This is a genomic window from Comamonas sp. Z3, from assembly GCF_008121565.1.
GTDB classification, from domain to species: domain Bacteria; phylum Pseudomonadota; class Gammaproteobacteria; order Burkholderiales; family Burkholderiaceae_C; genus Comamonas; species Comamonas brasiliensis.
Window position 1 is genome coordinate 140712 of record NZ_VOQU01000010.1, and the last position, 26891, is coordinate 167602.

22 protein-coding genes and 1 pseudogene are annotated in these 26891 nt (G+C 60.3%); 6 read left to right on the forward strand and 17 right to left on the reverse strand.

Features of this window, described 5'->3' with window-relative positions; genetic code table 11:
- Nucleotides 1-126 precede the first annotated feature (126 nt).
- The 4 genes from FSY59_RS25370 to FSY59_RS25385 form a co-directional block, all read right to left on the reverse strand.
- Nucleotides 127-2172, reverse strand: coding sequence for an ABC-F family ATP-binding cassette domain-containing protein (locus tag FSY59_RS25370; protein WP_003054821.1), 2046 nt, complete (start codon nucleotides 2170-2172; stop codon nucleotides 127-129).
- 99 nt (nucleotides 2173-2271) lie between these two features.
- On the reverse strand, nucleotides 2272-3285 hold the full coding sequence (locus tag FSY59_RS25375) for a tripartite tricarboxylate transporter substrate binding protein (RefSeq protein ID WP_148729899.1): 1014 nt from the start codon (nucleotides 3283-3285) through the stop codon (nucleotides 2272-2274).
- Nucleotides 3286-3323: 38 nt separating this feature from the next.
- On the reverse strand, nucleotides 3324-4544 hold the full coding sequence (locus tag FSY59_RS25380; protein ID WP_148729900.1) for an acyl-CoA dehydrogenase family protein: 1221 nt from the start codon (nucleotides 4542-4544) through the stop codon (nucleotides 3324-3326).
- Nucleotide 4545: 1 nt separating this feature from the next.
- Nucleotides 4546-6156 (reverse strand): class I adenylate-forming enzyme family protein, encoded by a 1611-nt coding sequence (locus tag FSY59_RS25385; RefSeq protein ID WP_148729915.1) that lies wholly within the window; start codon nucleotides 6154-6156, stop codon nucleotides 4546-4548.
- Nucleotides 6157-6181: 25 nt separating this feature from the next.
- Between FSY59_RS25385 and FSY59_RS27485 the strand changes: the two genes are divergently transcribed.
- A complete protein-coding gene (locus FSY59_RS27485; RefSeq protein ID WP_155496387.1) occupies nucleotides 6182-6319 on the forward strand; it encodes a hypothetical protein in 138 nt (45 codons plus the stop codon).
- Between the two features lie 114 nt (nucleotides 6320-6433).
- On the opposite strand, the gene FSY59_RS25390 is transcribed toward FSY59_RS27485, so the two are convergent.
- Nucleotides 6434-7414, reverse strand: a complete 981-nt coding sequence (locus FSY59_RS25390; protein ID WP_148729901.1) for a LysR family transcriptional regulator — start codon at nucleotides 7412-7414, stop codon at nucleotides 6434-6436.
- 181 nt (nucleotides 7415-7595) lie between these two features.
- Here FSY59_RS25390 and FSY59_RS25395 point away from each other — a divergent pair, with 181 nt between their 5' ends.
- A complete protein-coding gene (locus FSY59_RS25395; protein WP_019043980.1) occupies nucleotides 7596-8456 on the forward strand; it encodes a ferritin-like domain-containing protein in 861 nt (286 codons plus the stop codon).
- Nucleotides 8457-8531: 75 nt separating this feature from the next.
- Here FSY59_RS25395 and prmB read toward each other — a convergent pair whose 3' ends face one another.
- The 5 genes from prmB to dapC form a co-directional block, all read right to left on the reverse strand.
- Nucleotides 8532-9470: a 50S ribosomal protein L3 N(5)-glutamine methyltransferase gene (gene prmB, locus FSY59_RS25400; RefSeq protein WP_043373100.1), complete on the reverse strand. Its 939-nt coding sequence runs from the start codon at nucleotides 9468-9470 to the stop codon at nucleotides 8532-8534.
- Nucleotides 9467-10666 (reverse strand): succinyl-diaminopimelate desuccinylase, encoded by a 1200-nt coding sequence (gene dapE, locus FSY59_RS25405; RefSeq protein ID WP_043373097.1) that lies wholly within the window; start codon nucleotides 10664-10666, stop codon nucleotides 9467-9469. Before dapE ends, prmB begins: the two co-directional genes overlap by 4 nt.
- A 54-nt stretch (nucleotides 10667-10720) precedes the next feature.
- Entirely contained in the window at nucleotides 10721-11890 is a 1170-nt protein-coding gene (locus tag FSY59_RS25410; RefSeq protein WP_003054845.1) for a PilT/PilU family type 4a pilus ATPase, read from the reverse strand.
- A gap of 197 nt (nucleotides 11891-12087) precedes the next feature.
- Nucleotides 12088-12921 (reverse strand): 2,3,4,5-tetrahydropyridine-2,6-dicarboxylate N-succinyltransferase, encoded by an 834-nt coding sequence (gene dapD / locus FSY59_RS25415; RefSeq protein WP_003054847.1) that lies wholly within the window; start codon nucleotides 12919-12921, stop codon nucleotides 12088-12090.
- Nucleotides 12922-13000: 79 nt separating this feature from the next.
- Nucleotides 13001-14206 carry a succinyldiaminopimelate transaminase gene (gene dapC, locus FSY59_RS25420; RefSeq protein ID WP_003054850.1) on the reverse strand — a complete coding sequence of 402 codons (1206 nt, stop codon included), beginning with the start codon at nucleotides 14204-14206 and terminating at the stop codon, nucleotides 13001-13003.
- A 189-nt stretch (nucleotides 14207-14395) separates the two neighbouring features.
- Between dapC and FSY59_RS25425 the strand changes: the two genes are divergently transcribed.
- The gene (locus tag FSY59_RS25425; RefSeq protein WP_148729902.1) at nucleotides 14396-15889 is read left to right on the forward strand and encodes a methyl-accepting chemotaxis protein; all 1494 of its coding nucleotides are present in this window, start codon (nucleotides 14396-14398) and stop codon (nucleotides 15887-15889) included.
- 93 nt (nucleotides 15890-15982) lie between these two features.
- Here FSY59_RS25425 and rsxB read toward each other — a convergent pair whose 3' ends face one another.
- From rsxB to FSY59_RS25445, 4 genes are all read right to left on the reverse strand, one after another.
- The gene (gene rsxB / locus FSY59_RS25430) at nucleotides 15983-16657 is read right to left on the reverse strand and encodes an electron transport complex subunit RsxB (protein WP_148729903.1); all 675 of its coding nucleotides are present in this window, start codon (nucleotides 16655-16657) and stop codon (nucleotides 15983-15985) included.
- A gap of 17 nt (nucleotides 16658-16674) precedes the next feature.
- Nucleotides 16675-18108: a polyhydroxyalkanoate depolymerase gene (locus FSY59_RS25435; RefSeq protein WP_003054857.1), complete on the reverse strand. Its 1434-nt coding sequence runs from the start codon at nucleotides 18106-18108 to the stop codon at nucleotides 16675-16677.
- A 169-nt stretch (nucleotides 18109-18277) separates the two neighbouring features.
- Nucleotides 18278-19312 (reverse strand): tRNA dihydrouridine(20/20a) synthase DusA, encoded by a 1035-nt coding sequence (dusA, locus tag FSY59_RS25440; protein WP_148729904.1) that lies wholly within the window; start codon nucleotides 19310-19312, stop codon nucleotides 18278-18280.
- 333 nt (nucleotides 19313-19645) lie between these two features.
- The gene (locus FSY59_RS25445) at nucleotides 19646-21037 is read right to left on the reverse strand and encodes a PLP-dependent aminotransferase family protein (protein ID WP_172671712.1); all 1392 of its coding nucleotides are present in this window, start codon (nucleotides 21035-21037) and stop codon (nucleotides 19646-19648) included.
- Nucleotides 21038-21204: 167 nt separating this feature from the next.
- Here FSY59_RS25445 and FSY59_RS25450 point away from each other — a divergent pair, with 167 nt between their 5' ends.
- A complete protein-coding gene (locus FSY59_RS25450; RefSeq protein ID WP_043373087.1) occupies nucleotides 21205-21438 on the forward strand; it encodes a hypothetical protein in 234 nt (77 codons plus the stop codon).
- A gap of 390 nt (nucleotides 21439-21828) precedes the next feature.
- On the opposite strand, the gene FSY59_RS25455 is transcribed toward FSY59_RS25450, so the two are convergent.
- The 3 genes from FSY59_RS25455 to FSY59_RS25465 form a co-directional block, all read right to left on the reverse strand.
- Nucleotides 21829-22617 (reverse strand): aspartate/glutamate racemase family protein, encoded by a 789-nt coding sequence (locus tag FSY59_RS25455; protein WP_043373084.1) that lies wholly within the window; start codon nucleotides 22615-22617, stop codon nucleotides 21829-21831.
- A gap of 18 nt (nucleotides 22618-22635) precedes the next feature.
- A complete protein-coding gene (locus FSY59_RS25460; RefSeq protein WP_255439763.1) occupies nucleotides 22636-24393 on the reverse strand; it encodes an NCS1 family nucleobase:cation symporter-1 in 1758 nt (585 codons plus the stop codon).
- Between the two features lie 741 nt (nucleotides 24394-25134).
- Entirely contained in the window at nucleotides 25135-25836 is a 702-nt protein-coding gene (locus FSY59_RS25465) for a GntR family transcriptional regulator (RefSeq protein ID WP_043373081.1), read from the reverse strand.
- 282 nt (nucleotides 25837-26118) lie between these two features.
- Between FSY59_RS25465 and FSY59_RS25470 the strand changes: the two genes are divergently transcribed.
- Nucleotides 26119-26796 (forward strand): GntR family transcriptional regulator, encoded by a 678-nt coding sequence (locus FSY59_RS25470; protein ID WP_050874443.1) that lies wholly within the window; start codon nucleotides 26119-26121, stop codon nucleotides 26794-26796.
- Nucleotides 26793-26891: pseudogene (locus FSY59_RS27830) on the forward strand (allantoinase); the annotation flags it as partial. The gene FSY59_RS25470 and the pseudogene FSY59_RS27830, both read left to right, overlap by 4 nt.

Genomic DNA, 26891 nt, shown 5'->3' on the forward strand with positions numbered 1-26891 from the left:
AGAAGCTGAATCAACCGCGCAAGAAAATGCAACTCACGTTTGCTGATGTTGTAAGCGGCTACTGAATCTATTCAAAATGAATAGCGCCCTGCCAATGCTGGGCAAGGGCAGGGCGGCTTTACGGTCTCAGCAGGTTTCGGTGGACAGGGCTTCGATCTGCTCCGAAAGCTCCAGCCAGCGCTCCTCCAATTGATCGATTTCGGCGTTGACGGCGCTCAGCTGCTTGCCGGCTTCAACGATATCGCCGCCCGACAGGCCAGGCGTGGCCAGCTTGGCTTCGAGAGTGCCGCGCTCTGCATTGAGCTTGGGCAGCGTCTTGTCGATCTGTTCCAGCTCTTTCTTGAAAGGCTTGGTCTTTTCGGCCAGTTGCTGGCGAGCTGCAGCAGCCAGGCGTCGGGCTTCCTTAGGGTCAGCTGCGTCAGTGATTGCTTCTGTTTTCGGAGCGTCTGGCACTTTTGTAGCGAGGGCTTCAGGCGTATTTGGTTTGAACTCTTCCGGAGCCTGCACCGCTGGCGTGCTTGCGGCCTGCTGTTCGGCATTGCGTGCTTCCTCACGCAGGCGCTTGGACTCTTCCAGAAGATAGCGCTGGTAGTCGTCCAGGTCGCCATCGAAGGGGCCGACAACGCCGCGGCCCACCATCCAGAAGTCTTCACATACGGCGCGCAGCAGGTGGCGGTCATGGGAGACCAGCATCACGGTGCCGTCGAAGTCGTTGAGCGCCATGGCCAGCGCTTCGCGGGTGGCCAGGTCCAGGTGGTTGGTAGGTTCGTCCAGCAGCAGCAGATTGGGGCGTTGCCAGACGATCATGGCCAGCACCAGCCGGGCTTTTTCGCCGCCGCTCATGCTGCCCACGGACTGTTTGACCATGTCGCCGCTGAAGTTGAAAGTGCCCAGCCAGTTGCGCAAGTCCTGTTCACGGCTGGCGGCAGGTGCGGCAGCGCCGAGTTCCCTGGCCAGGCGGATCATGTGCTCCAGCGGGTTCTCGCTGGGGCGCAGCACGTCCAGCTCCTGCTGGGCAAAGTAGCCGATATTGAGGCCTTTGCCTTCGGTGACGGTACCGGCCAGCGCCTTCATCTCGCGGGCGATGGTCTTGACCAGGGTCGATTTACCCTGGCCGTTGGCTCCCAGAATGCCGATGCGCTGGCCTGCCAGTACGGAGCGGTTGACGCCCCGCAAGATGGTGGTCTGCCTGCCGTCCTCGTCTTCATAGCCGAAGCTGGCGTCGGAAATCGCCAGCATCGGGTTGGGCAGGTTGGCAGGTTCCTTGAATTCGAAGGTGAACTCGGCTTCGGCCAGGACCGGCCCGATCTTTTCCATGCGCTCCAGCTGCTTGACCCGGCTTTGTGCCTGCTTGGCCTTGCTGGCCTTGGCCTTGAAGCGGTCAATGAACTTCTGCAGGTGAGCCATTTTTTCCTGCTGTTTGGCAAAGCTGGCCGCTTGCAGCTCCAGCTGCTGGGCGCGCAGCTCTTCAAAGCGCGAGTAGTTGCCGCCGTAGCGGTTGATCTGCCCGCCCTGAATCTGCAGTGTGACGTTGGTGATGGCGTCCAGGAATTCGCGGTCATGGCTGATGACGATCATCGTGCCGCTATAGCGCTTGAGCCAGGCCTCCAGCCAGACCAGGGCATCCAGATCCAAGTGGTTGGTGGGTTCATCCAGCAGCAGCAGATCGCTGGGAGCCATCAGTGCGCGGGCCAGCTGCAGACGCATGCGCCAGCCGCCCGAGAAGCTGTTGACGGGGTGATCCAGCTCGGAAACCTTGAAGCCCAGACCCAGAATCAGGGCTTGTGCGCGCGATTCTGCATCATGTGCACCGGCATCGGCCAGATCCACATAGGCCTGGGCGATCTCCATGCCATCGCCGCAAGCTTCGGCTGCAGCCAGCTGGGCGTTCAGCTCGGCCAGGCGCGTGTCGCCATCCAGTACGAACCGGGTGGCAGATTCGTCGGTTTCCGGCATGTGCTGGGCCACCTGTGCCATGCGCCACTGAGGAGGGATGAAAAAATCACCGCCGTCTTCGCTGATGCTGCCATTGAGCAGGGCAAACAGGCTGGACTTGCCGGCACCGTTGCGGCCGACAAGGCCGACGGACTCTCCCGGGTTGATGGTGGTGCTGACTTGGTCGAGCAGGACTTTGGTGCCGCGGCGCAGCGTGATGTTCTTGAGACTGATCATGACTGGAGCCGATTATCCGCGAATGCCCGCAGCCTCAGGAGCATGCGGGAATGAGCAGGCGGCAGCGGCGCCCCGGGTACGGCGGCTCAGTCGGAGTCGTCATACCGCTTGAAGGCCTATGCGCTTCATCATGGTTTCGGTGAATTTCAGCTCATGCTCGAACGCCTGGGTGTAGGCAGCGGAGTCCAGAATCTGCACCTTGCCGCCATCCATCTCAAGCAGCTGGCGCACCTTGGGCTGGCTCAGCACCGCATCCATGGCATTGCGCAGCCTGGTGGTGATGGCTTGCGGCGTGTCCCTGGGCACCGAAAGGCCGCCCCAGGAGCTCAGATGTACGTTCTTCACGCCGGTTTCCTCCAGCGTGGGGACCTGGGGCAGCTTGTCATTGCGTTGCTCGCCGGCGACTGCCAGCGGGATCAGCCTGCCCGCCTGCACATGGGGGTAGGCGACGGAAAAGATAGGTGCCGCAAACACCACCTGCTGGCCCAGCACTGCGTTGACCAGATCGGATGCCCCCTTGTAAGGCACATGCGTGGCCTTGATCTGCAGCGCCGAGAGCAGCAGCTCCACGCCCAGGTGCGACGGCGTGCCCACGCCGCCAGAGGCGTAGTCGATATCGCGGGATCTGCTGGCGGCGATCAGGTCGGCCAGGCTGCTCAGTCCGGAGCCAGGGTGGACCACGAGCAGAATGTCCGAGCGGGACATGCCCATCACATGCCGGAAATCCTTGAACACCTCAAAGCCCGGGTTTTTGTACATACGCATCGCGGCTGCCATGGGCGAGCCTGAATACAGCAGCGTGTAGCCGTCTGCGGCAGCGCGGGCGACCTGGCGCGCACCGATGTTGCCGCCTGCGCCGGGGCGGTTTTCGATCACCACAGGCTGGCCCAGCTGCTGACCCAGCGCCTCGGAGACGATGCGCGCGGCATTGTCCGGACCGGTACCTGCCATATAGGGAACCACCCATTTGATGGGGCGGCTGGGCCAGCTCTGGGCCTGGGCGGCCAGACCGACAGCACCCAGGCCTGCGGCGCCCAGATGGGCGCCAGCGATTCGCAGCCACTGGCGGCGCTCGCTGTTGCTGGCTGAGAGGTTCAAGGGTTGCGTGCTCATTTTGTCTCCTGTTTTTATCGCTAATTGGTTATGTCTCGTCAGGGCGTAAGCAGTTCCTTGGCGATGGTGTTGCGCTGGATTTCGCTGGTGCCGGTGAGCACACGGTACATGCGAAGCATGCGGAACAGAAATTCGACGCGACGGCCCTGGACAATGCCTTCACCGCCGTGGATCTGCACAGCACGATCGGCGATGGCAAAGGCTTTTTCCGAGCAAAACAGCTTGCTCATCGAGGCCTGGGCGCGTGCATCAATGCCTGCATCCAGCGCGCGGGCGGTCTGGATCATCAGCGCGCGGGCGGCTGTCCAGTCGGTGGCCATATCGGCAAGCATGTGCTGTATGGACTGGAACTGGGCAATGCTGCGGTCGAACTGCCGGCGGCTCAGCGCATAGTCGCGCGCATCGCGCAGCGCGCACTGCGCCAGACCCAGCATGGCGGGGCAGTGCAGCAGCCGGTTGACGGTAATGCGCCCCAGCGCAAGGCCCAGGCCGCGGCCTGGCTCGCCAATCAGCTGCGCCACGGGCACGCGCACGGCGTTCAGATGAATATCGCCGGTGTGCGACTGCCCGGCCATGGTCTTGTAGCCGCCGACCACTTCCACGCCGGGTGCGGCCAGGTCCACAAAGAAGGCGCTGATCTCCCGTTCGGCGCTGCCCTCGGGGGCGGTAGAGGCCATGAGCACGGCAAAGTCGGCAAACGGCGATCCCGAAATAAAGCGCTTGCGACCGGTCAGCACATAGTGCTCGCCTTCGCGCACGGCCCTGGTTTGCAGAGCGCCTGCATCGGATCCCGCCTGGGATTCTGTCAGCGCAAAGCAGATGGCTTTTTCGGCGCGCGCCACGGGTGCGATGAACAGCTCCATCTGAAAAGGCGTGGCCTTGCGCACCAGAGAGCCGATACGCGGCGGGCCGCTCAGCTCGCCCAGCACATGGGGGGCGAACGGTGAGCCACTGGCATAGATGGCTTCCTTGATCAGCACCTGGTCCAGCACCGAGAGCTCTTCGCCGCCCATGGCGCGGGGCAGTGTCATGCCGTAGAAGCCCAGCTCGCGCGAACGCTTCCAGACCTGTCGCAGCAACTCCTTGCTGGCGCTGTTGTCATGGCTGATACCGTGCTTTTGGGCCAGCTCTGCGAGCTCGCCATGCAGGAAATCCTGCAGGGCTGCAATCAGCTCGGCAGCGCGCGGCGAGCCCTCAAACGGCATGGCAAGCAAGGCAGAGCTCGGGGATACGGCTTGCATGGTGTCTTTGGCATTCATCTCAGTTCACCTTTCGGATGTGGTTGGCCCAGTAGGGCGCTTGCACGGTCTTGCGCATGACCTTGCCATTCGGGTTCTTGGGAAGCTGCTGCACAAACTCGATATGGCGCGGGCGCTTGAAGCCGCCCAGGCGATCGGCGCAGAAGCGGTCGATGGCCTCGTTGATGCCCGTGTCACCGGGTGTCTGCCCCTGCTTGAGCACGATGTGGGCAGCCACGGCTTCACCCCATTTGTCGTCGGGTATGGCAAACACGCAGGCGTCTTGCACCGCCGCATGTTCATGGAGCACGGCCTCCACTTCGGACGGATAGACATTGAAGCCGCCCGAAATCACCATGTCTTTCTTGCGGTCCACGATGTAGACAAAGCCATGTTCGTCCACACGTGCCAGGTCGCCGGTGTGATAGCGGCCGTGCTTGAGCACCTCGGCCGTCAGTTCGGGGGCACGCCAGTAGCCGGCAAACACGTCGGCCCCGCTGACCACGATCTCTCCCACCTCACCCTGGGGTAGCGGCCGGCCTTCGTCATCCACCACTTCCACGCAGGACTCGAGAAAAGGCCGCCCGCAGGAGGACAGCAGCTCGGGCCTGGCGGCGCGGGCATAAAGATGGTCTTGCACGGTAAGTGCGCAGACGCCCGAGGTGGTTTCTCCCGCACCGTAGCCCTGGCTGAGCACGGGCCCGAATACATCCATGGCCTGCAGAATGCGAGTCGGTGCCATGGGGGCGGCGCCGTAGCCCAGGCGCAGCAGATCGGGCAGGGGACGGTAGCGGCCTGCGGTCTCTGCCAGCAGCATATTGATCATGGTCGGCACCATGAATGTGTGGGTCACGCGCAGGCTGCGCATGTCCTGCAGAAAGCGCGCAGGCTCGAAGCTGCTGAAAAGGTGGATGGTGGCGCCTGTGCACAGGGCCGGCATCAGCTGCATGCCCGAGGCATGGGTGACAGGGCCTACCAGACCCAGGGTATGACCAGGCTGCATCCCTTCGCCGCGCATCAGGAACTTGCGCAGCTGGGCCAGGCGGTTGCCGAAGGTCTGCATGGCGGCCTTGAGCGTGCCCGAAGAGCCAGAGGTGTAGTGCAGCACGGCCACTTCGTGTTCATGCACGGACACCGATGAAAATTGGTCTGAGGCCTTTTCCAGCAAGCGCTCATAGCTATTATTTTCATTGTCATCCAACAGTATCAGCCGAACCTGCGGCTTGCGTAGCTGGGCGCGAAAGCTCTCGGCACGTTCCGCCGTGGTGACGATGAGGGCTGCATCGCTGTTGTCGGCTATCTCGATCACTTCACGGGGCGACAGGCGGGCGTTGAACGGTGCCTTGACCAGACCGGCCTTGTAGCAGGCCAGCTCGATTTCGACGATTTCGGTGCAGTTGGGCAGGTAGATGCCCACGCGGTCGCCACGCTGCAGACCCTGAGCCAGCAAGGCATTGGCCAGGCGGTTGCTGCGCTGCTCCAGCGCGGCATAGCTGAGGCTTTTGCTGGCGCTGGTCACCGCGAGGTGGTCGGCATACAGACGGCAGCAGCGCGCAACGAGTGCACCGACATTGGATATAGGAGCGCCCGGTGCAGGAGCGCCCGGCACAGGGGCGGTAGGGGCGCCGGGCATATGGGCCGCGGGCAAAGAAGTGGTCATGGGCAAGTCCTTGTTGAAGCAGCGTCGCACCGGTGTGCGGCATCTGCTCGGACTGTCCCAAAACGAAGGAGATCAAGGAAATACCGTTTGCTTATCCATCCTCATCAATATTTTTGATGGCTTGGAATATCAATGACTTGTGCCCCACGTGCCTGGTTGCAGGGTGCTGTGCTGCGGGTTTGTCCCGTGCCAGGAGCACAGCTGACAGTTGGCCGCTGCATTTGCCGTGTTCACCGTGCTTGGCTGCGCTTTATGCCTCAGCGTAGTCCCAGTGGGCTGGCCAGCGGCCCTCGCCGATCATGGCCTCGACCTGCCGCAGAACGGCGTCCTGAACCACCTGTACCGCAGCGTCGTGGGTGCGTCCGGGCTGGCGTGCCAGATAGTAGCGTCGTTGCAGGTCGGGGTTGCAGACTCTGGCCACGATCCAGGCGCTGCCGGCGTTCTGGGGAAGGGGGTTCTCTGCCACCGAGCAGGCGGGGCTGAAGGTAAAGCCCCCGCCGCATTGATAGAGCGATCGAATGACACGGGCAGAGTCATGCTCGTGCACGATGTTTAGACCGAGCTGCAGATCGCTGGCGGCTTGCTCCACCGTCTGGCGTATGGAAAAGCGCCGCGACTGCAACACCAGTGGCTGTGCCGCAGCATGGGCAAAGTCCAGGCAGGGAGTTTTTTCTGCGGTGCTGTGTCGATAGAGCAGGGGTGCGACCTTGCCCAGTGCGTCATGGCCGCAGAAATAGATGGGCTCGGTGGCCATGGGCTGCACCTGCAGGCCCTGCAGACTGGCTGTGTCCACCAGAACGCCCAGATCGGCACGACGCTCCAGCATGGCTTTTTGCACCATCAGGCTGGAGTCGTCGAGCACAAACACCCGTATTCGCGGGTGGCTCTGGCGAAGACCGGCAATCACCGGTCCCATGAGAAGTCCGGTCAGCAGGAACGGCATGGCAATGCTGACCGAGCCTTCCGGCCCCATGGGCAGGCGCTGCAGGCGTTCGCACATGGCGTCGGCATCGGAGAGCAGGCGGCGGGCATCCTCGTACAGCCGGCTGCCCGCTGGCGTGGCCGTGACTCCCGCGTGGGTCCGCTCCAGCAACTGGATGCCGAGCTCGGACTCCAGCTTCTTGATCTGCGCGGTCAGTGCCGGCTGGGCCACATAGAGGGAATGGGCAGCCCGCGAGATCGAGCCAGCCTCCAGCACGGTGATGAAATAGCGAAGCCCGCGAAGATCCATGGTTGCCACTTAAAAAATCAGCTTGAAGGCTGGTGTGAAAGCCTGTAGAAGGCTAATTGAAGAATTGTTAGCCTCCTGTAATGTCGGCGTAATCTGACATGGCGCAAGGGCCAAATGTCGACAAGATGGCATATCTCTAAGTCTGAAGTCCGACATATTCAGTATGTCGGTCCTACAACTGATGCAGCAAAACGTGTCCCTCTCTTCACCTTCAAACACTCCGAGCAGAAACGGCTCTGCCCACTGGCGCATTGAAGACATTGACTTCTCTGCCATCGATCGCCGCGCCATAGAGCACAACCAGGATCTTTTCTTTCTGCTGATGAGCGCCTCGTTCATCGAAACCGGCTCGGATACTTACGCGGCCAACCTCGCGGAGCATTACGCGGCCTGGCCCGAAATCGCGGTCTGGCTCAAGGATCAATGGGAGTTCGAGGAACTGCAACACGGGCGCGCGCTGCGGGCCTATGTGGAGACCGTATGGCCGGAGTTTCCCTGGCAGCAAGCCTACGACAGCTTTTTCGCTGAATATTCGCAGCTGTGCACCATGGAGGAGCTCTACCCCGACCCGCGGCTGGAGATGGTGGCGCGCTGCGTGGTGGAGACCGGCACCACGGCCTACTATCACACCTTGCGCGAGCTCAGCGACGAGCCGGTACTCAGCGAGTTGCTGGGCAATGTCCGCAATGACGAGGTCAACCACTTCAAGCACTTCCTCAAGTATTTCAAGGAGCTGCAGCAGCAGTCGCCCGTGGGCCGTGCGCGCATTGCCAAGGCCCTTTACGGCCGCCTCAAGGAGCTGCGCGAGAGCGATTCGGATATCGCGCTGCGCCATGTCTGGGCGCACAAGGGCCGCTATTTCGCCGATGGCAGCACGCGCTTCGAGGACATGGCCCAGCGCATCTACGAGCTGGTCAGCCGCCGTCTGCCTGCCGACCTGGCCGTGCGCATGTTGCTCAAACCCATGTTGTTGCCGACCAGGGTCGAGGGACTGATACGCACGCCGATCTCGAAGCTGGCCACACGCATCATGGCGTATTGACTTGGCATGCCTGGCGAGCGGCAAAAAGAAAAAGGCCCGGTTCGACCGGGCCTTTTTGGCTGACAGCTTCGGCCTTTATGAGGATAGCGCGTTGTCGGACCAGTGGCGCAGGGCCTCTTCGGTAATCAGCAGCACCTGCTCGTCACCCGAGCTGGTGTCGAGCCAGAACACGGGAAGATCAGGGAAGGCGGCCTCGAAGTACGGCTTTTCATTGCCGATTTCCAGCACCACCACGGCATCCTTGTTCAGGCGCGCAGGCAGATCCTCTAGCAGCTGGCGGATGAAGTCCATGCCGTCGGTGCCGCCGGCCAGGGCCAGCTCGGGTTCGGCCTGGTACTCGGCGGGCAGCTTGCCCATGCTGTCCGAATTCACATAGGGTGGGTTGCACAGCACCAGATCCCAGGGGCCGGGCACCTGGCTCATGCCATTGCTCTCCAGCAGTGTCACGCGATCCTGCAGCCCATGCTTGTCCACATTGATACGTGCGACGGCCAGGGCATCGGTAGAGATATCGGCTCCGGTCACCCGGACTTCGGGATAAGCCATGGCGGCCAGGCAGGCCAGGGAGCCGTTGCCGGTGCACAGATCCAGCACCTGAACGGTCTTGTCGGACAGCCAGCCGTCGATGCTGCCGTCGGCCAGCAGCTCGGCGATGAAGCTGCGCGGCACGATGGAGCGCTCGTCGATGTAGAAGGGCACCCCTACCAGCCAGGCTTCGTTCGTCAAATAGGCGGCGGGCTTGCGGCTGCGGATACGCTCATCAAAAAGCTTAGCTGTCTGCGCTTGTATATCAAGGGAAACAGGCTGATTTGCGACAGATTCCGGAGCGCCTGGAGTGAGCTCGCTGTCCAGGGGCAGGCCCAGCTTCCAGAGCACCAGCCAGGCCGCTTCGTCTTCGGCCGTGGCCGTACCATGACCAAAAGCCACGCCTGCAGCGGTGAGCGCCCGGGTGCCGCTGGCAATCAGTTCGGCAACGGTGTTGCCGGAGATCAGGGTTGTACTGGTAGTGCTCATGCGGTCTGGGTTGCGGTCTGCTGGCGCTGGAGTTGCTCCAGCGTCTTGCGGTAAATGTTCTTCAGCGGCTCGATATCGGCCACGGCAATGTGTTCGTCGATCTTGTGGATGCTGGCATTGGGCGGGCCCATCTCGATGACCTGGGGGCAGATCTGGGCGATGAAGCGACCATCGCTGGTGCCGCCGGTGGTGGACAGCTCGGTATCCAGTCCGGTTTCATCCTTGATGGCGGTCTGCACGGCCTGCACCAGCGTGCCCGGCGTGGTCAAAAAGGGCTGGCCGCCCACAGTCCAGATCAGCGAGTATTCGACCCCGTGACGGTCCAGGATTTCATGCACGCGCTTTTGCAGGGAGTCGGAACTGGACTCGGTGCAGAAACGGAAATTGAAGTCGATCACCACGTGGCCGGGAATGACGTTGCTGGCGCCCGTGCCGCCATGGATATTGCTGATCTGCCAGCTGGTGGGCGGGAAGAAGGCATTGCCCTGGTCCCAGACCGTGGCGGCGAGCTCGGCAAGTGCAGGCAGGGCCTCGTGAATGGGATTGCGTGCCAGCTGCGGATAGGCGATATGGCCTTGTACGCCGTTGACGGTGAGCTTGCCGCTCATGGTGCCGCGGCGGCCGTTCTTGATCATGTCGCCGGTCTGTTTGACCGAGGTGGGCTCGCCCACAATGCACCAGTCCAGGCGTTCGCCGCGTTGGCGTAGCTGCTCGACCACGACCTTGGTGCCGTCGACCGAGGGGCCTTCCTCGTCGCTGGTCAGCAGCAGCGCAATGTCAAAGGCGGGCTCGGGCGTGGCCTGCAGAAACTCTTCCAGCGCCACGACAAAGGCCGCGATGGAGGTCTTCATATCGCTGGCCCCACGGCCATAGAGCTTGCCGTCGCGGTGCATGGGCACAAAAGGCGGGCTGGTCCATTCCTTGAGCGGACCGGGTGGCACCACATCGGTATGGCCGGCAAAGACCAGCACAGATCTATCTGGATTGATAGCGCCTTGCGTAGACTGAGAAAGCGCTGGAGAGCGTTTTGCCCACAGATTCTGTACGCGGAAGTCGGCGGGGCCGCTATCCAGCCGCTCGCAGGCAAAGCCCATGGGCATCAGGGCAGCGGCGAGCAGCTCAAGGCAGCCAGCATCTTCGGGAGTGACGGAGGGCAGGCTGATGAGCTGCTCGGTCAGTTGCAGGGTCCGGGACATGTAGGGAGAAGGCTTGAAACTAAAACAATGCCAAAGCCGCCTTGGCGGACGGCTTCAGGCGGTTCTGACATCCAGGGTGATTTCCGTGAAGGACGGCATATCGTCGTCGCCGGGCAGGATCACATCGGTGATGGCCGGAGCTTTGACAGCAGTGGCCGCATGGCTGACGTCATTATCCATACGCCACATCAGATTCGTGGGCGAGTCGGCATAGGCCAGCGCTTCGTTGCGCTCAATTGTGCCACTGCGCACCAGCGCAGCCAGTGCTTCCTCAAAGGTCTGAGAGCCTTCGGCCATGGATTTTTCCATGGCCTCCTTGACGCCGCCGAAGTCGCCCTTGACGATCATGTCGCTGATGAGCTTGGTGTTGAGCATCACCTCCACGGCCGGCACGCGCGTGCCGTCGACGGTGCGGACCAGGCGTTGGGAGATCACTGCCTTGAGCGAGGCTGCCAGCTCGCCCAGCATGCTGGGCCGCACTTCCTCGGGGAAAAAGGACAGGATGCGGTTGAGCGTGTGATAGCTGTTGTTGGCGTGCAGGGTGGCCAGGCACAGGTGACCGGACTGGGCATAGGCCAGCGCGGCCGACATGGTTTCGCGGTCGCGGATTTCGCCGATCAAAATGACATCGGGGGCCTGCCGCAGCGCATTCTTGAGTGCGGTCGCCAGTGTGCTGGTATCGGTGCCGACCTCACGCTGGTTGACAATCGATTTCTTGTTGCGGAACTGGAATTCGATGGGGTCTTCCACCGTCAGGATATGGCCGGTGAGCTTTTCGTTGCGTTCTTCGATCATGGTCGCCAGCGTCGTGCTCTTGCCCGAGCCCGTTGCGCCCACCACCAGCACCAGGCCGCGTTTTTCCATGACCAGTTCGCTGACGATGGCAGGCAGATTCAGTTCATTGCGCGACGGAATCTGATACGAGATAAAGCGTACGACCACCGCATAGGAGCCACGCTGTCGCATGGCGCTGATACGAAAACGGCCGATGCCGCTCATGGGAATCGCCATGTTCAGCTCGCCAGTCTGCTTGAGCTCTTCGATGGCTTCGGGCTTGACGACTTCGGAAAGCAAGGCCAGGGGAGCTTCGACCGGCAGCTCCTGATTGTTGATGGGGATGCAGATGCCGTTGATCTTGATCAGCGCGGGTGCCCGGGCGGAGAGATACACGTCCGATGCCTTTTTCTCGGACATCAGACGCAGAATTTTTTCCATGGTGCTCATTTGCTCTTCATCCTCTTTTGCGCAGCCTCTCTGTCCGCGCATGTTAGCGCGTGTCCAATCGGTACAGATGGTGCATGACGCCCAAAGCCGACCTTCGGCATGAAAAAAGCCTGCGCGCTAATAAGCGGCAGGCTTTTGTGCAGGGCTTGCCGGTGCAGCTTCCGCACCAGGGCGGAGCGAGCATGGCCGGGCGCCTATCAGTCGCGCAGCAGGTCGTTGATGCTGGTCTTGGAGCGGGTCTGTGCATCCACACGCTTGACGATGATGGCGGCATACATGGAGTAGTCCTTGCCGTCCTTGGTCTGCTTTGGAATGTTGCCGCTGACCACCACCGAGCCGCTGGGCACGCGGCCGTAGGTGATTTCGCCGGTTTCGCGGTTGAACAGAGGGGTGGACTGGCCGATGTACACGCCCATGCCCAGAACGGAATTCTCTTCCACGATCACGCCTTCGACCACTTCGGAGCGGGCGCCGATGAAGCAGTTGTCTTCAATGATGGTGGGGTTCGCTTGCAGGGGCTCGAGCACGCCGCCCAGGCCCACGCCACCGGACAGGTGCACGTTCTTGCCCACTTGGGCGCAGGAGCCCACGGTGGCCCAGGTGTCGACCATGGTGCCTTCGTCCACATAGGCGCCGATGTTCACATAGGAAGGCATCAGGATGGCGCCCTTGGCGATGAAGGAGCCGCGACGGGCCACGGCAGGAGGCACCACGCGCACGCCGGTGGCGGCGATCTCGGCTTCGCTCATGCCTTCGAACTTGGTGGGCACCTTGTCGAAGAAGTTCAGGGCACCGCCGTTGATCAGCGCATTGTCCTTGAGACGGAAGGACAGCAGCACGGCCTTCTTGATCCACTGGTGCACCGTCCACTGGCCCACACCTTCGCGGGTGGCCACGCGCAGCTTGCCGTCGTTGAGTTCGGCAATCACGTGCTCCACGGCATCCACCACTTCCTTGGGGGCGGCGGAAGGCGAGATATTGGCACGGTTGTCCCAGGCGTTGTCGATGATGGATTGCAGTTGTTGCGTCATGATGTTTTCGGTCAAAGATCGAAAGTTGAGGTGAATCGTTGGGTCATGAGGCCTGCGCAAGGCAGACCTTGGGTGGAAATCAGCGTGTGCGGGACTCGATGAACTGGGCAATACGCTGAGCTGCTTCAAGGCATTCTGCCGTTTCGGCCACCAGAGCCATTCGGATGCGGTTGGCTCCGGGGTTGAATCCATGGGCCTCGCGTGCCAGATAGCTTCCCGGCAAAACCGTCACGCCTGTATGAATATACAGCTCTTTGGCGAATTGTGCATCATCCATGCCCAATTCCGGCGGAATGCCGGCCCAGAGGTAGAAGCTGGCATCGGGCAGCTTGACATCCATGACCTTGGACAGCACGGGCGTGACCTGGGCAAACTTCTCGCGGTACAGGCGGCGATTTTCCTGCACATGGGCTTCGTCGCCCCAGGCAGCGACCGATGCCGTCTGCACCACAGGGCTCATGGCACCGCCGTGATAGGTTCGGTAGAGCAGGAAGGACTTGAGCAGGGCCGCATCGCCCGCCACAAAGCCGCTACGCAATCCTGGCACATTGCTGCGCTTGGACAGGCTGGTGAACATCACCAGATTCTTGAAATCATGGCGTCCCAGCTTCTGAGCGGCTTCCAGACCGCCCAGCGGAGCTTCTTCCTGGAAGTAGATCTCGCTGTAGCACTCGTCGCTGGCAATCACAAAGCCGTGCTTGTCGGACAGCGCAAACAGCTTTTCCCATTCGCCCAGCGGCATCACGGCGCCGGTGGGATTGCCGGGCGAGCAGACAAAAATCATCTGCGTGTTCTGCCATACCTCCTCGGGCACGGCGTCCCAGTTCACGGCGAAGTTGCGCGCGGCATCGCTGGCGGCGTAATACGGGGTAGCCCCAGCCAGCAGCGTCGCACCTTCGTAGATTTGGTAGAAGGGGTTGGGGCAGATTACGCGCGCACCGGTCCGGGTGCTGTCCACCACCACTTGGGTGAAGGCAAACAGGGCTTCACGCGAGCCATTGACGGGCAGAACCTGGGTCGCGGCATCCAGTTCGATGCCATAGCGTCGGTTGGCCCATTGGGCGCAGGCCTGGCGCAAGGCCGGCAGACCGGCGGTGGCAGGGTAGACGGACAGACCCTGCAGTTCGCTGCTCAGTGCTTTTTCAATGAACGCTGGCGTGGCATGACGCGGCTCTCCAATACCCAGACTGATGGGGCGCAGGCCCTCAGGCGGTTGAGCAGAGGCAAACAGTTGGCGAAGACGTTCAAACGGATAAGGCTGTAAGCGCGAGAGCAGGGGATTCATAGTGACACATTATGGGCTGATGCCATTTTCGCATGAGAAAACAGTGCTCATGGTTTCGAATTTGCGGGTTTGCAGGCTCTGGAAATTGCAATTTGTTACGTAAGCTGGATGACAGAGCAAGTGGCTACCGTGAACAAGCTGCGAAGTCAGCAAACGAAGTCAACAACAAAAAACGAATGGAGACTGGCAATGCAAAAGCGCATCTTGCCCGACAAAAAAAACCGCGTACGAGTGAGGAATTCCGGATGGCTGTGGCTGGGGCTGCCATGGCTGCTCGCCGGGCCTGGTTTGCCCGTGCTGGGGCTCAGCGCAACTTTGCAGCTGGGCTGGTTGTCATTGTGGGCCCTGGGAGTGTTGCTGTGGCTAGGCGCTCTTCACAAACGCTGGCAGCAGCAGTGGCAGGACATGCAGCTGGCGCTGGAAAAGGTCGCCCAAGGAGACCTGAGCATGAGCGCTGGCGCTAAGCCAGGCCATGGACCGGCGGCATCAAGCCTCACCGGGTCCATGGTGCATGCGCTGTCGGCCATGGTGGCCGATGTCCGCAGCAACGCGGCCCTGGTGGCCCAGGCCGGGCAGAGTATGGTCAAGGACCATCAGGCCCTGTCCGAGCGTACCGAGACGCAGGCAAGCAATCTGGCGCAGACCGTGGTCAGTGTCGAGCAGCTCACGGCGGCGGTTCAGCACAATGCCGAGGTGAGCAAGGCGGCCCATGGCCGCGCCGACGGAGTGCGCTCGGCTGCCGACCAGGGGGCCCGAGCCATGCAGCATGCGGTGCAGTCGGTGGAACTGATCGAGCGCAATGCAGGGCGCATGCGGGAAATCATCGGGGTGATCGACGGTATTGCCTTTCAGACCAATATTCTCGCGCTCAACGCGGCGGTGGAAGCCGCCAGGGCCGGCGAGCAGGGGCGCGGTTTTGCCGTGGTGGCCAGTGAGGTGCGTACGCTGGCCCAGCGCAGCGCCGAGGCAGCCAAGGAGATTCGGCAACTGATAGGCGAAACCGTGCAGCAGGTCGGCCGGAGCACGCTGCTGCTGCGCGGCGCCGTCGAGGAAATCCAGGGTGTGACGCGGGCCGTCCACGACGTGGTGAGTCATATGGGGGAGCTCTCGGACTCGGCCAGCAGCCAGAGCACAGGGCTTCAGGAAATCAGCAATGCCGTGCACCAGATCGATGAAATCACCCAGCACAACGCCCAGATGGTGAGCCAGGCGTTGCAGCAGGCGCAGGAGTTGCAGCTGCGTGCCCAGCATCTGTCGGACGCAGTGTCGCGCTTCAGGTTGCAGCAGGGCACGGCCGAGGAGGCCGTGGCGCTGGTGAATGCGACCATGCGGCAAGCCAGAAGCTCCTCGAGTGTCGCCAGCCTGCTGCAGGTCGTCTCCGATCCTGCGCAGCCGTTTCACGACCGCGATATGTATGTGTTTGCCCTGTCCTCCGAAGGGGAGTACCGGGCCTTCGGCGGCAATCCGGCCAAAGTGGGTCTGCGTGTGCAGGACGTACCCGGTATCGACGGCGACCGCCTGATGGCCGATATCATGGCCCAGGCCGAACTTCGCCCGGGCTGGGTGGAATACGACTACATCAACCCCAGCAATCAGCAGGTGCAGACCAAGATGTCCTATGTCTGCAAGCACGCAGGCCTTTACTGGGGTTGTGGCGTCTACAAGAGCCTGGTCGGCGCCTAGTGAAACCCCGAGAGACCTTTGCAGTCCCAGAGGATACTATTGAATTAAGAGCATCTGGCGCTTTATATATAAGTGATAGAGGCTTATTTGGTATCAATTCTGGGCGCGCTGAGCCTTGGCCTTGGCGAGAATGGCGGCAATCGCCGCCTTTTTGTCCTGAGCTGGCGCTGCCGTCGTGACGGCTTGAGCGCCGGTTCCTGTTGCCGCGGGCTGCGCCGTGGTGCGCACCGGCGCGTTGGCCTTGCGGCCCGTGCGCTGCAGATGTGAGCCATAGCGGCTGCGGGCATGTTCCGCCTGCGCAGCGCTCCAGGCAGACCAGCCTGTGGTGTCAGCACTGGCATTGATCAGTTCTATGCAGTCGACCGGGCAGACGGGAATGCACAGTTCGCAGCCCGTGCAATGGTCGGCAATCACGGTATGCATGCGCTTGTTGGCACCCAGAATCGCATCGGTAGGGCAGGCCTTGATGCACAGCGTGCAGCCTATGCACCATGCTTCGTCGATCACTGCCAGGGCGCGGGGTGCCTCCAGGCCGTTCTCGGGATTGAGCGGCAACTCTGGCCTGCCGGTGATGGACGCCAGTCGGCGTACGCCCTCCTGGCCGCCGGGGGGGCATTGGTTGATGGCGGCTTCTCCACTTGCAATGGCGTGGGCATAGGACGCGCAGTCGGGATAACCGCAGCGCGTGCACTGTGTCTGGGGCAGGGCTGCATCAATGTTCGCAGCCAATGCTTGAAGCGAAGAGGCTGCGGACAGGGATGAGTTCATTCTGGTCTGGTGAGCCTTTACGCCCTGGCGCGGTGGGAGCCGCGTCCTTTCTGGGCAGGGGCACTATTTTCACCTGTTTTCGCAGTCTTGACAGGCTTGTCGGCATGGGCTTCATTGCTTTCCAGCTCGGGCCCATCATCGCTGACGCTGCTCAGATGACCAGCGGCGCTGGCGGCCGTGGCGCTGGCTGGCTGGTGGGACAGGATGAAGTCACGCACCTGAGGGTAGACGGTCTTGCGCCAGCGGCTGCCGCTGAAGATGCCGTAATGGCCCGCGCCTTGCACTTCGATATGCTGGCGTGCCTCGGCAGCGATGCCGGCACACAGATCATGGGCGGCACGGGTCTGGCCGGCACCCGAAATATCGTCCAGCTCGCCTTCAACCGTCAGCAAGGCCGTGTTCCTGATGTCCTGCGGGCGCACCAGCTCGGGCTTGCCTTGCTCGTTCCTGACTTCCCAGGTGCCCTTGACCAGCTTGTATTCCTGAAACACGGTGGCGATGGTTTCCAGGTAGTAGTCGGCGTCCATGTCCAGTACCGCGTTGTACTCGTCATAGAACTTGCGGTGATGCTCGGCGCTGGCCTCGTCGCCCTTGATCAGGTCTTTGAAATAGTCGTAGTGGCTGTTGGCGTGGCGGTCGGGATTCATGGCCACAAAGCCCGAGTACTGCAAAAAGCCCGGGTAGACACGGCGGCCGGCACCGGGGTAATTGTTCGGTACTTCGTAAATGACGTTGTTCTCGAACCATTCGTAGCTGCGGGTTTCGGCCAGATTGTTCACAGCCGTTGGCGAGCGGCGCGCGTCGATGGGCCCGCCCATCATGGTCATGGACAGCGGCGTGACTTCGCCACGGCTGGCCATCAGCGAAACCGCCGCCAGCACCGGCACCGTAGGCTGGCAGACGCTGACCACATGGCACTGACCATAACGCCCTTGCAGATAGCGAATGAACTCCTGCACATAGTTCACATAGTCGTCCAGGTGGAATTCGCCCTCGGACAGCGGCACGATGCGGGCGTTTTTCCAATCGGTGATATAGACCTTGTGGCCTCCCAGCATGCTTTGCACGGTGTCGCGCAGCAAGGTGGCGTAGTGGCCGGAGAGTGGGGCCACGATCAGCACCACAGGCTGGCTGAGCATGAGATCCAGCGTCTCAGGGTCGTCGGAGAAGCGCTTGAAACGGCGCAGTTCGCAAAACGGCTTGTCGATCTCCACACGTTCGCGGATGGTGACATCCACGCCGTTGACCTCGACGTTATGCAGATCGAACTCGGGCTTTTCGTAGTCCTTGCCCAGGCGATACATCAGGTTGAAGCCCGCAGCCATGCGCTGGGCCAAAGGCACCTGGCTGAAGACCGAACGAGGATTGTTGTAGAACTTGGACGCGGCCTGGGCAAAGTCTGCAAATGGCTCGACCATTGCGCGCTGCATTTCGTAGATCTGATAGAGCATCGGAGGCACTTTTGCGGGTTATGTTGCAGTGCAATATAACAGCAGAGTTTGACATGCGAAGTAGTGAATTCCCTTCAAGCTCCGGATCTGCGGGGATTGCGCAACGAAGGCCGAATTTCGCGGTGTCTGAAAGTAAAAAAGCTGACTGAAGTCAGCTTTTCATGCAGGCTCATAGCATCTGCTCTGCGGCTTCCTGCTGGATCTCGTTCGGCTTGGTGCGGGCCAGTTTCATCACCTCGTGCGGTGGCAGGGGCTTGAGGCGGTGGTCGCTCCAGACCTGACGCCAGCGGCGCGCACCGGCAAGACCGTTGCGCAGACCGAGCATATGCCGGGCAATCGAATACCAGTGCGTGCCATGCTCGCGTGCTTCGCGCTCCATATACAGCACCATTTGCTCCTCAATTCCCTCGCGCGTGCGTTCTCTGCTCTCATCCTGATAGTAGAGAGCATCCCAGGACGCCATCCACCAGGGATTGTGATAGGCCTCGCGACCCACCATGACTCCATCGACCTGCTGCAGTTGCTGCAGCACCACATCATCAGTCTTGATGCCGCCGTTGACGGCGATTGTCAGGCCCGGAAAGTCGCGCTTGAGCTGTGCCACGACCTCATAGCGCAGCGGCGGAATCTCACGGTTTTCCTTGGGGGAGAGGCCTTTGAGCCAGGCATTGCGAGCGTGAACCACAAACACATGGCAACCCGCGTCGGCAACGGTCCCGACGAAGTCGCGCACAAAATCATAGCTTTCGATTTTGTCGATGCCGATTCGGTGCTTGACGGTGACCGGCACGGACACCACATCTGCCATGGCCTTGACGCAATCGGCCACCAGTGCGGCCTCGTTCATCAGACAGGCGCCGAAAGCGCCGCGCTGCACGCGTTCGCTAGGGCAGCCGCAGTTGAGATTGATCTCGTCATAGCCCCACTGCACGCCCAGGCGCGCGCTGTGCGCCAGATCTGCCGGCTCCGAGCCTCCCAGCTGCAGCGCCACAGGATGTTCCTCGGCTTCGAAACGCAGATGGCGGGCCACATCGCCATGCACCAGAGCACCGGTGGTCACCATTTCGGTATAGAGCAGGGTGTGCTGGCTGAGCAGACGGTGGAAGTAGCGGCAATGCTTGTCCGTCCAGTCCATCATAGGGGCCACCGACATGCGCCACATGCTGTGACCTGGTTGATTCGTTTGGATATTTTCTTTGTTCATTGATGAAATCTGTGGGCTTGCAGCACCATACATCGCCCTGAAAAACACCCAGAAACCCCAATATTTTGTCCCTCAGTGCCTTCACTATGGGGACTATTTCAGCCAGGAAAGGGTAGATGACCCAAGCGTATATACGGCCCAGACTCGCCCAAAAGATAAGGGCAGTATTGTGCACACACAGGCGCAGACTTTCACGAGCAAGGCTTTGGCGAAGACATGGCTGTGGGAATCACGGAGCCAGAAGCGCGATGACTTTGGATATCCGCTCGCTGGAGGCTGCGGAATCGCCAGTAAGGACGCATGTCTGCGACGCGAAAAGCCGCTTGCTGGACGCTAGACCACGGCGGCAATCAACGAGTCGGGCTGTCGCGCCAGCAGATGAGATAGCCGGTGAAGACCGGCTTGCAAGCGTTCACGGTCCTTGATGCTGCCCAAAGAGATGCGAATGGCGTTTACGGAGCGGTTGCCAGTGGCGAATGCCTCCGCCGGCGTGACTGCTATGCCTTCGCTGCCAGCGGCATGTGCGAGCTGCGAGGAGCTCCAGTAGCTCGGCAATTCGAGCCATACATGCAGGCCATCTCCGACGCCGATGTAGCGTCCCGCCAGAATGTCTCTGGCCATCCAGTGGCGCAGGCGGGCCTCCTTGCGTACTCCTTCCATCAATTCAGCGGCTGAACCATCGAAGATCCACTGCGTGGCCAGTGCGGCCGTCAGAGGTGCGACCATCAGCGCAAATGATCTGAGCGTGGCGAGGAAGCGTTCGCGTTCGTGCATATCAGGAACGAGAACGAAGGCCACGCGCAAGCCCGGAGTCAGGCATTTCGACAGGGTCGAGATGTAGCACACCTGCTCTGGAGCGAAGAAGGCAATAGGCGGCGGCGGGGCATCGGCAAGCAGCCAGTAGGGGTCATCTTCGACGATGCGTACATTGCAGCGCTTCGCGATGCTGGCGAGTTCCCTTCGGCGGTGCTCAGGAATGGTGATGCTTGTCGGGTTCTGCAATGTCGGATTGAGATAGATCAGCCCAGGCTTGTGCTTGTGGCACGCCTGCTCAAGCGCTTCGGGCACCATGCCGTGCTGATCCGCATCCACTGCAACGATGCGTCGGTCGAACTGTGTCCCTGCGGTGCGCAGGCCCGGATAAGCCATCGGTTCCGCCAGGATCACATCGCCAGGCTTGGTCTGCGCAAGAATCAATGCAGCGATCGCCGCTTGTGCGCCTGGGCAGACAACAACCTGCTCTGGATCCCGCTGTCCAAGCATGGGCTCAAGCCATCGGGCTCCCGCCTTGCGGTCGGAGTCGCTCCCTCCGCCCAGGTGGTAAGTCATCAGCAGATTGGCATCTGCTCTCATCAGCACCTGGGACAGGCCTTGCTTCAACATATCTTCAAAGTCCACACCGTCGGGCGGCGGTGGGGTATTCATGCCCAGGTCGAGGACAGTGGTCAGTTCCACTTTCGGTGCTGCGACATAGGTGCCTCGGGCGCCGCGGCCTTCCAGCAAGTGGCGGCGTCTGGCTTCGTCATACGCGCGCGTGACCGTTGTCAGGTCGATGCCTAGTTGTGCTGCCAGTTGGCGCTGTGGAGGTAGACGGTCACCCGGACTCAAGGATCCGTCTGCCATGGCTGCCTGCAAGGCATCTGCAATCTGCAGAAAACGCGGCCCGCCATGCGCGGACAATCGCGGCAACCACGCGCGCAAACGGTCATCTTGTATGGCTTTCATATACATACATTCTGTCTCAATGTATGGAAATTGCTTTTAAGTAATATGCCTCGACACGGCAGCGAAATCACTCTTGTATGGCAATCGCTGACGTTTTTGCCTCTCATGCCTGGGAGGTGGTGTTCCCCACAACAGACAGTGTCAGTCATAGGCTGGAAATTCTCAAAATGATCGATTGGGTCCCTGTAGTCTTTGTAACGTTCAAGGTGCTCATCTTCGGCACATGCATGTTCTTCGCCATCAAGTGGCATTACGACCAAGGGAAGAAGGGCGTGGACAGGCGCGCGCTACTACGCACGAGTGCCAAGCTGGTTGCCATCTTCATGCTCGCACTGCTGGGTGTATTGCTCTTTACCTTTGGCCTCGCCAGGATGCTCGGTATGGACTTGAGTCTTCCTTGACTGGACGGACTGGGCAGCTAGAGCCGGTAATGCGATCAACCCTGCAACTGTCGGGCTAACCTTGAATGGTGACTTCATGGCAATGGCAATCTGCCTGGTGTCGCCGTGGCACACTGCCTTTGATTTCAGGCTTCGGGACATCTTTTGCCCGAGTACACGAGGCTGGCTCCGGGCTGATGACTGCGTGAAGCGGCCCTTTCAACGGCTTTGTGCAAGCTCCTGAGCTACCCCCCAAAAAAAGGGCGCTTCAATGAAGCGCTTTTTTGTATGCTGGTACGGCAAGGTCGGATCATGCCGAATGACCTGAGACATCGACCTTGCCATGGTCTTGTTTTCAGAGCCGTTTCGGCCCTTCACCCCGGAATTCTTCGAGGCGATGAAGACTGTTCATTAAGACGCTTGCTTGACTGGAGCAAGAGACTTGGAACCATTCGCAAAAATCCGGGCAGTAGGGGTGTGACCCGTGAAGGGGAAGCCCGTCACACGCTTGGTGCGGGGCGGGGCGTAGGTCCGCACCTTGGATGTGCTCAGGCCCAGACGCACGAGCGACTCAGCAATGGCCACGGCAGCAGCCACACCATCGACTACCGGCACACCGGTGAGTTCGCGGATCTTGGCATCCAGTTCGGCCATACCTCCACAGCCAAGGCAAATGACTTCCGCATGGTCTTCGCTGACGGCAAGGCCAGCCTGGCGAACAATCGCTTCGACCGCACGCTCGGGTTGGGTCTCCAGCTCCAGCACAGCCATGCCACTGGCGCGAACCGATGCGCAGCGGTCGTTCAGGCCTGCGAGCTTGAGTCGATCCTCGATCAATGGCACAGCGCGATCCAGCGTCGTGACCACAGAGTATTTGTGGCCCAGGAACATGGCAGCCGTGGCCGCAGCCTCGGTGATATCCACCACGGGAACATCCAGCAACTCCTGCAGGCCTTCGCGGCCATGCTCACCGTAGCCAGCTTGAATGACGGCGTCAAAGGATTGGCCATAGCTCATCACCGCATCCATAACTCCGACCGCGGCAAGATAGCTCTCGAAATTCCCCTCAACCGATTCGGCCCCAAAGCGCGGGGTCAGAGCGACTATCTCCGTGCCTGGCGCAGCCACTTTCTGAGCCTGCATGCCGATGGCATGGGTCATCGACTCGGTGGTATTCACGTTCACGATCAAAATGCGCATGATTTTTAACTTTCTTTCTCAGTGCTTGGCGGAGGCTACGGAAATGGCTTCGCCATCCTGGTCTTCGTAGGTGAGGCCTTTGGGTGCAACCATCCAATAGAACAGGGCGCCCAGTCCGGCTGCGATGAACCAGGAGAACTGGGACAGCGATTGCAACGTCGGCAGGAACGCAAATAGCAGCGAGATCAGGGACGAGGGAATCAGGGCCTGAATTGCCTTGGGATTGATGCCATTGCGGTAGTGATAAGGGCCTGCAGGGTCGTGTGTATAGAGCGCCGGCACATTCACACGCTGTTTGCGGATCAGCCAATAGTCGGCCATCACGATGCCGAACAGCGGACCCAGAAATGAACCTAGTCCGCCCAGGAAGTAGACGATGACCAGCGGAGAGTTGTAGAGGTTCCAGGGCAGGATCACGAAGCCGAGGACTGCGCTGACAAGAGCTGCCCGGCGAAAGTTCAGATGCCTGGGCATGAGGTTGGCCAGTGCCAGGGCAGGAGCCACGAAATTGGCCATCAGGTTCACGGCAACGGTCAAGATCAGCAGCGAAAGACTGGCCAGCATCAACAGCGGCTTATTGGGAATGTTCTGGACGATGTCGGTCGGGCTTTGAATCAGCGTGCCGTCGATGGCAAGCTGGCCGCCCGTCAGGATGACCACGATCAAGCCGAAGATCAGCATATTGATCGGAATGCCCCAGAAATTGCCTTTCACCACGGCGCTGCTTGAGGTGGCGGCGCGTGTGAAATCACAGAAGTTCAGCACGAAGGTCCCGTAGATCGCCACCCATAGCGAAGCAGCGCCCAGGATCTGCAGCCACATGGCTCCGCCGCTGCTTGCAAACGGGGCAGACCAATGTAAGGTCCATTTTGCGCTATGGAAGATCCATCCTGCCAGGGCAATGAAGGTCAGCAGAATCACCGGTCCCGCAAAGGCCTCGTACTTTCGTATGCTCTCCATGCCCCAGCAGGCAATGAGCACCTGCACAACCCACAGGATGGAAAAGCTGATCCAGCCCAGCAATGGCAGGCCCAGCACGACTTGCTCTTTCAGTGGCTGTAAGCCGGGAAACAGCGTGATCAGCATCACGTCGAGCACCATGGATGCCAGATAGGTTTGAATGCCAAACCACGCAATGGCGACTCCGCCGCGGATCAGTGCAGGAATCTGAGCGCCGCGTGTACCAAAGCTGATACGGCTCATCACCGGAAAAGGGATTCCTGTACGGGTCCCCATAAAGCCGGAGAGGGACAGTAGTACGAACAGAAATGCGGCCCCCAGCAGCAGTGCCATCAGGATCTGATGTCCACCGAGTCCAAGCGTGAAAAGACCGATGGCAAAGGCGTAGTTGCCAAGGCTGTGAACATCGTTGGCCCAGAGGGTGAACAGGCTGTAGCTGCCCCAGGTGCGTCCCTGTTTCGAGGTGGGAGCCAGATCATGGTTGTACAGCGCGGGAGAAACCCCGACCGGCAGGCCTTTATCGCGCTTATGGCTTGTGGTGTTGGCTCCCGAGGTCAATGACTCACCATGGGTGTCCAGTACTAGGTTGTTCATATGCCGCCTTCCATCAGGGTGCACCGTGGAGCCCCTTTGCCATGGCCTCATTTCGGCTGAGTAAGACCATGTTTGTCTACCGTTATTAACGGCTACAGACGATGCAAGCCTGCAGCCATGCGTTTGCTGCCGAAGCTCATGAAGCCAATCGAATTTGCCCCCATGAACACCTGTTTCAGCAAGTCTGTGCAGCGATGTGTTGAACACATCGCTGACATGCATTCAATGTATACAAGGCATGAATTCAAGACGCTAGTAAGAACCCTTGTTCTATCGGCAGTGAATCCAGGCTTGGCGCAATCCTTGGGGGTGATGAGAACTGGTCGCTATCAGGCCCAGCAAGCCCTGGCGGGCATTTCAGTCACAGGCAAAGACGGGAAGCTACACTTTGATCACGGCTGTTTTGCGCAGATCTCTATCTTTGAATCGTCGACGAGCACCGCCAGGCACTGCTGGGTGCTGTGATGTTGCTGTGCCATAGTAGAGAGCCTCGAGGCTGAGCAGCGCAGTCATTTCCCAGCGGCTGCAAAGCCCGCGTTCTGGCTGCTTGCACCGCACCACTATTGCTTGCCAAGGGGTAATTGGCGCTGATTTTTCTATGGCGGTGAGATTAGTTGAAATGAAGGGCAAGACTTTGGCCGCTGCACTCACCTGGCGTTGCAGCAACCGAGATAGCTGGGCAGCCCATTCGGCAGGGACTGCGGAGACGGGCACATCGTTGCGTTCAGTGGCATTGGCAATTCTTGCGGGAAGCCCATTCCACGGCGCGATCAGCGAACGCGTAAGTCATCACCGGCACAGATGGCGAACTTAATCGCTGCCAGTACTATCACTGGGAGGGCCAGCGTTTCAAGCTTCAATGCTGGCTCGCCAGGAAGTGTTGGGAGCTAGGGCCAAGATCAGCGAAGCAGCCGAGCGGCTGGATCGGGCTGAATTGGAGGACGCCTGCTGGCGTCAGAACACTTATTTGGCTGAAGACGAATCTTCAGGAGCCAGGATGGAGCGCAGTCGGTTGCGGGCTCCGCGACGACCAATCAGGCTTTCATCAAGGCGCGATGCCAAGGCATCGATATGAGCAATCATTAACTGTTCAGCCTTTAAATTGTCGCCTTCCGCCAGCGCATCAACGATGGCTGCATGATCGTCGTTGAAAACCTTGGCCTCGGTTTTCGATTGGTATAGATCCGAAATCAGAGTCGTTCTCGCAGAGAGATCGACCATCATGGACGTCAAAAAACGATTGCCAAGACACTCGGCCAGGCAGATATGAAAGTCGGCCAGCAGCCAGCTGCGAGCTTCCGCATCTCCACAGGCAATGGCTTTGCGTTCTTCAGCGATATGCTTGCGCAGGCGCTTAAGTGTCGTCTGCAAGGGCTGACCAGCATCACGTAGCATGCCTGGCTCAACGACGCGCCGCGCCGCATAGGTTTCCTGAGCCTCTTCAAACGAAGGCTCTGCAACATACCAGCCAACCCTGGATCGGACCTCCACAAAACCTCGGGTCTGCAGATGCATCAATGCCTCGCGGACCAAGGTTCGACTGACCTGAAATAAGTCCGCAATGTCTTGTTCACCAAGCTTCTCTCCCGGACGTAGCTTGGCTGTCAGGATCGACTCTATGAGACGCTCGGCGATCTTGGTTTTAGTGATGACTGGAGTACTCATTCAATTGATTTTATGCGACCGTACCATACCTAAGTGGTTGCTCTGCAGAGTGGAAGAGTTCGCCCGTGCCCGCGATAGCAACTGGCAACGGTTGCATGCAGAAGGTCATGTAATGGCGCCCTCCTAAGGAGGAGAGTAGGCCAAATAGGCCGGGCGTGCTATCTCTTTATCGTCCGCTGACGGTTGCTTGGTGAACTGCGAAGGTGAACCAAGGGAGAACACCTAGGCTTTCATTTATTGATGTTGTATACAAGTCTTGAGTTCAAGATTTATGATGAAGCAATGGAAACCTCACTCACTTGGTCTATCGCTGAAAGTCTGACCAAAGCAATCGTTGAACATCGACTGATGCCGGGTACCAAGCTGTCGGAGCAGAAGCTGGCCAACCACTTTGGCGTTTCCCGCACTCTGGTTCGCCAGGCTTTGTTTCAGGCTTCACAGAACCGCCTGATCAAGCTGGAGCCTACGCGCGGTGCCTTTGTGGCCACGCCTTCGGTCGAGGAAGCGCGCCAGGTGTTTGCCGTGCGCCGCATGCTAGAGGCCGAAATGGTGCGCAATTTTGCTGCGCAGCAGACACCTTCTCGCTTGTTGGAACTCAAGGCGCATGTGGCTGCCGAGAGGAAGGCCATGGAAGCCAATGACGTGGGCCAACGCTCCGAGCTGCTGGGCGACTTCCACGTGCGCATGGCCGAGCTCATGGGCAACGAGGTGCTGGCACAGCTGCTGGGCGAGCTGATTTCCCGCTGCGCATTGATCACCCTGATGTACCAGTCTGCACCGGCGGCCGAGCATTCGCACGAAGAACATGCCGACATCGTGACCGCGCTGGCTGCGGGCGATGCCGAACATGCGGTGCAGCTGATGTTGCAGCACCTCGATCACATGGAAGAGGACATGTCCTTCAACCGTATTTTGCCAACGCGCGATCTGTCGATGGCACTTTCATCCGTATCCCTATGACTTACGATTCCACCGCCTCCTACCCACGCGACCTGATTGGCTACGGCCGCAACACGCCCCATCCCGAATGGCCCGGCAAAGCCCGCGTGGCCGTT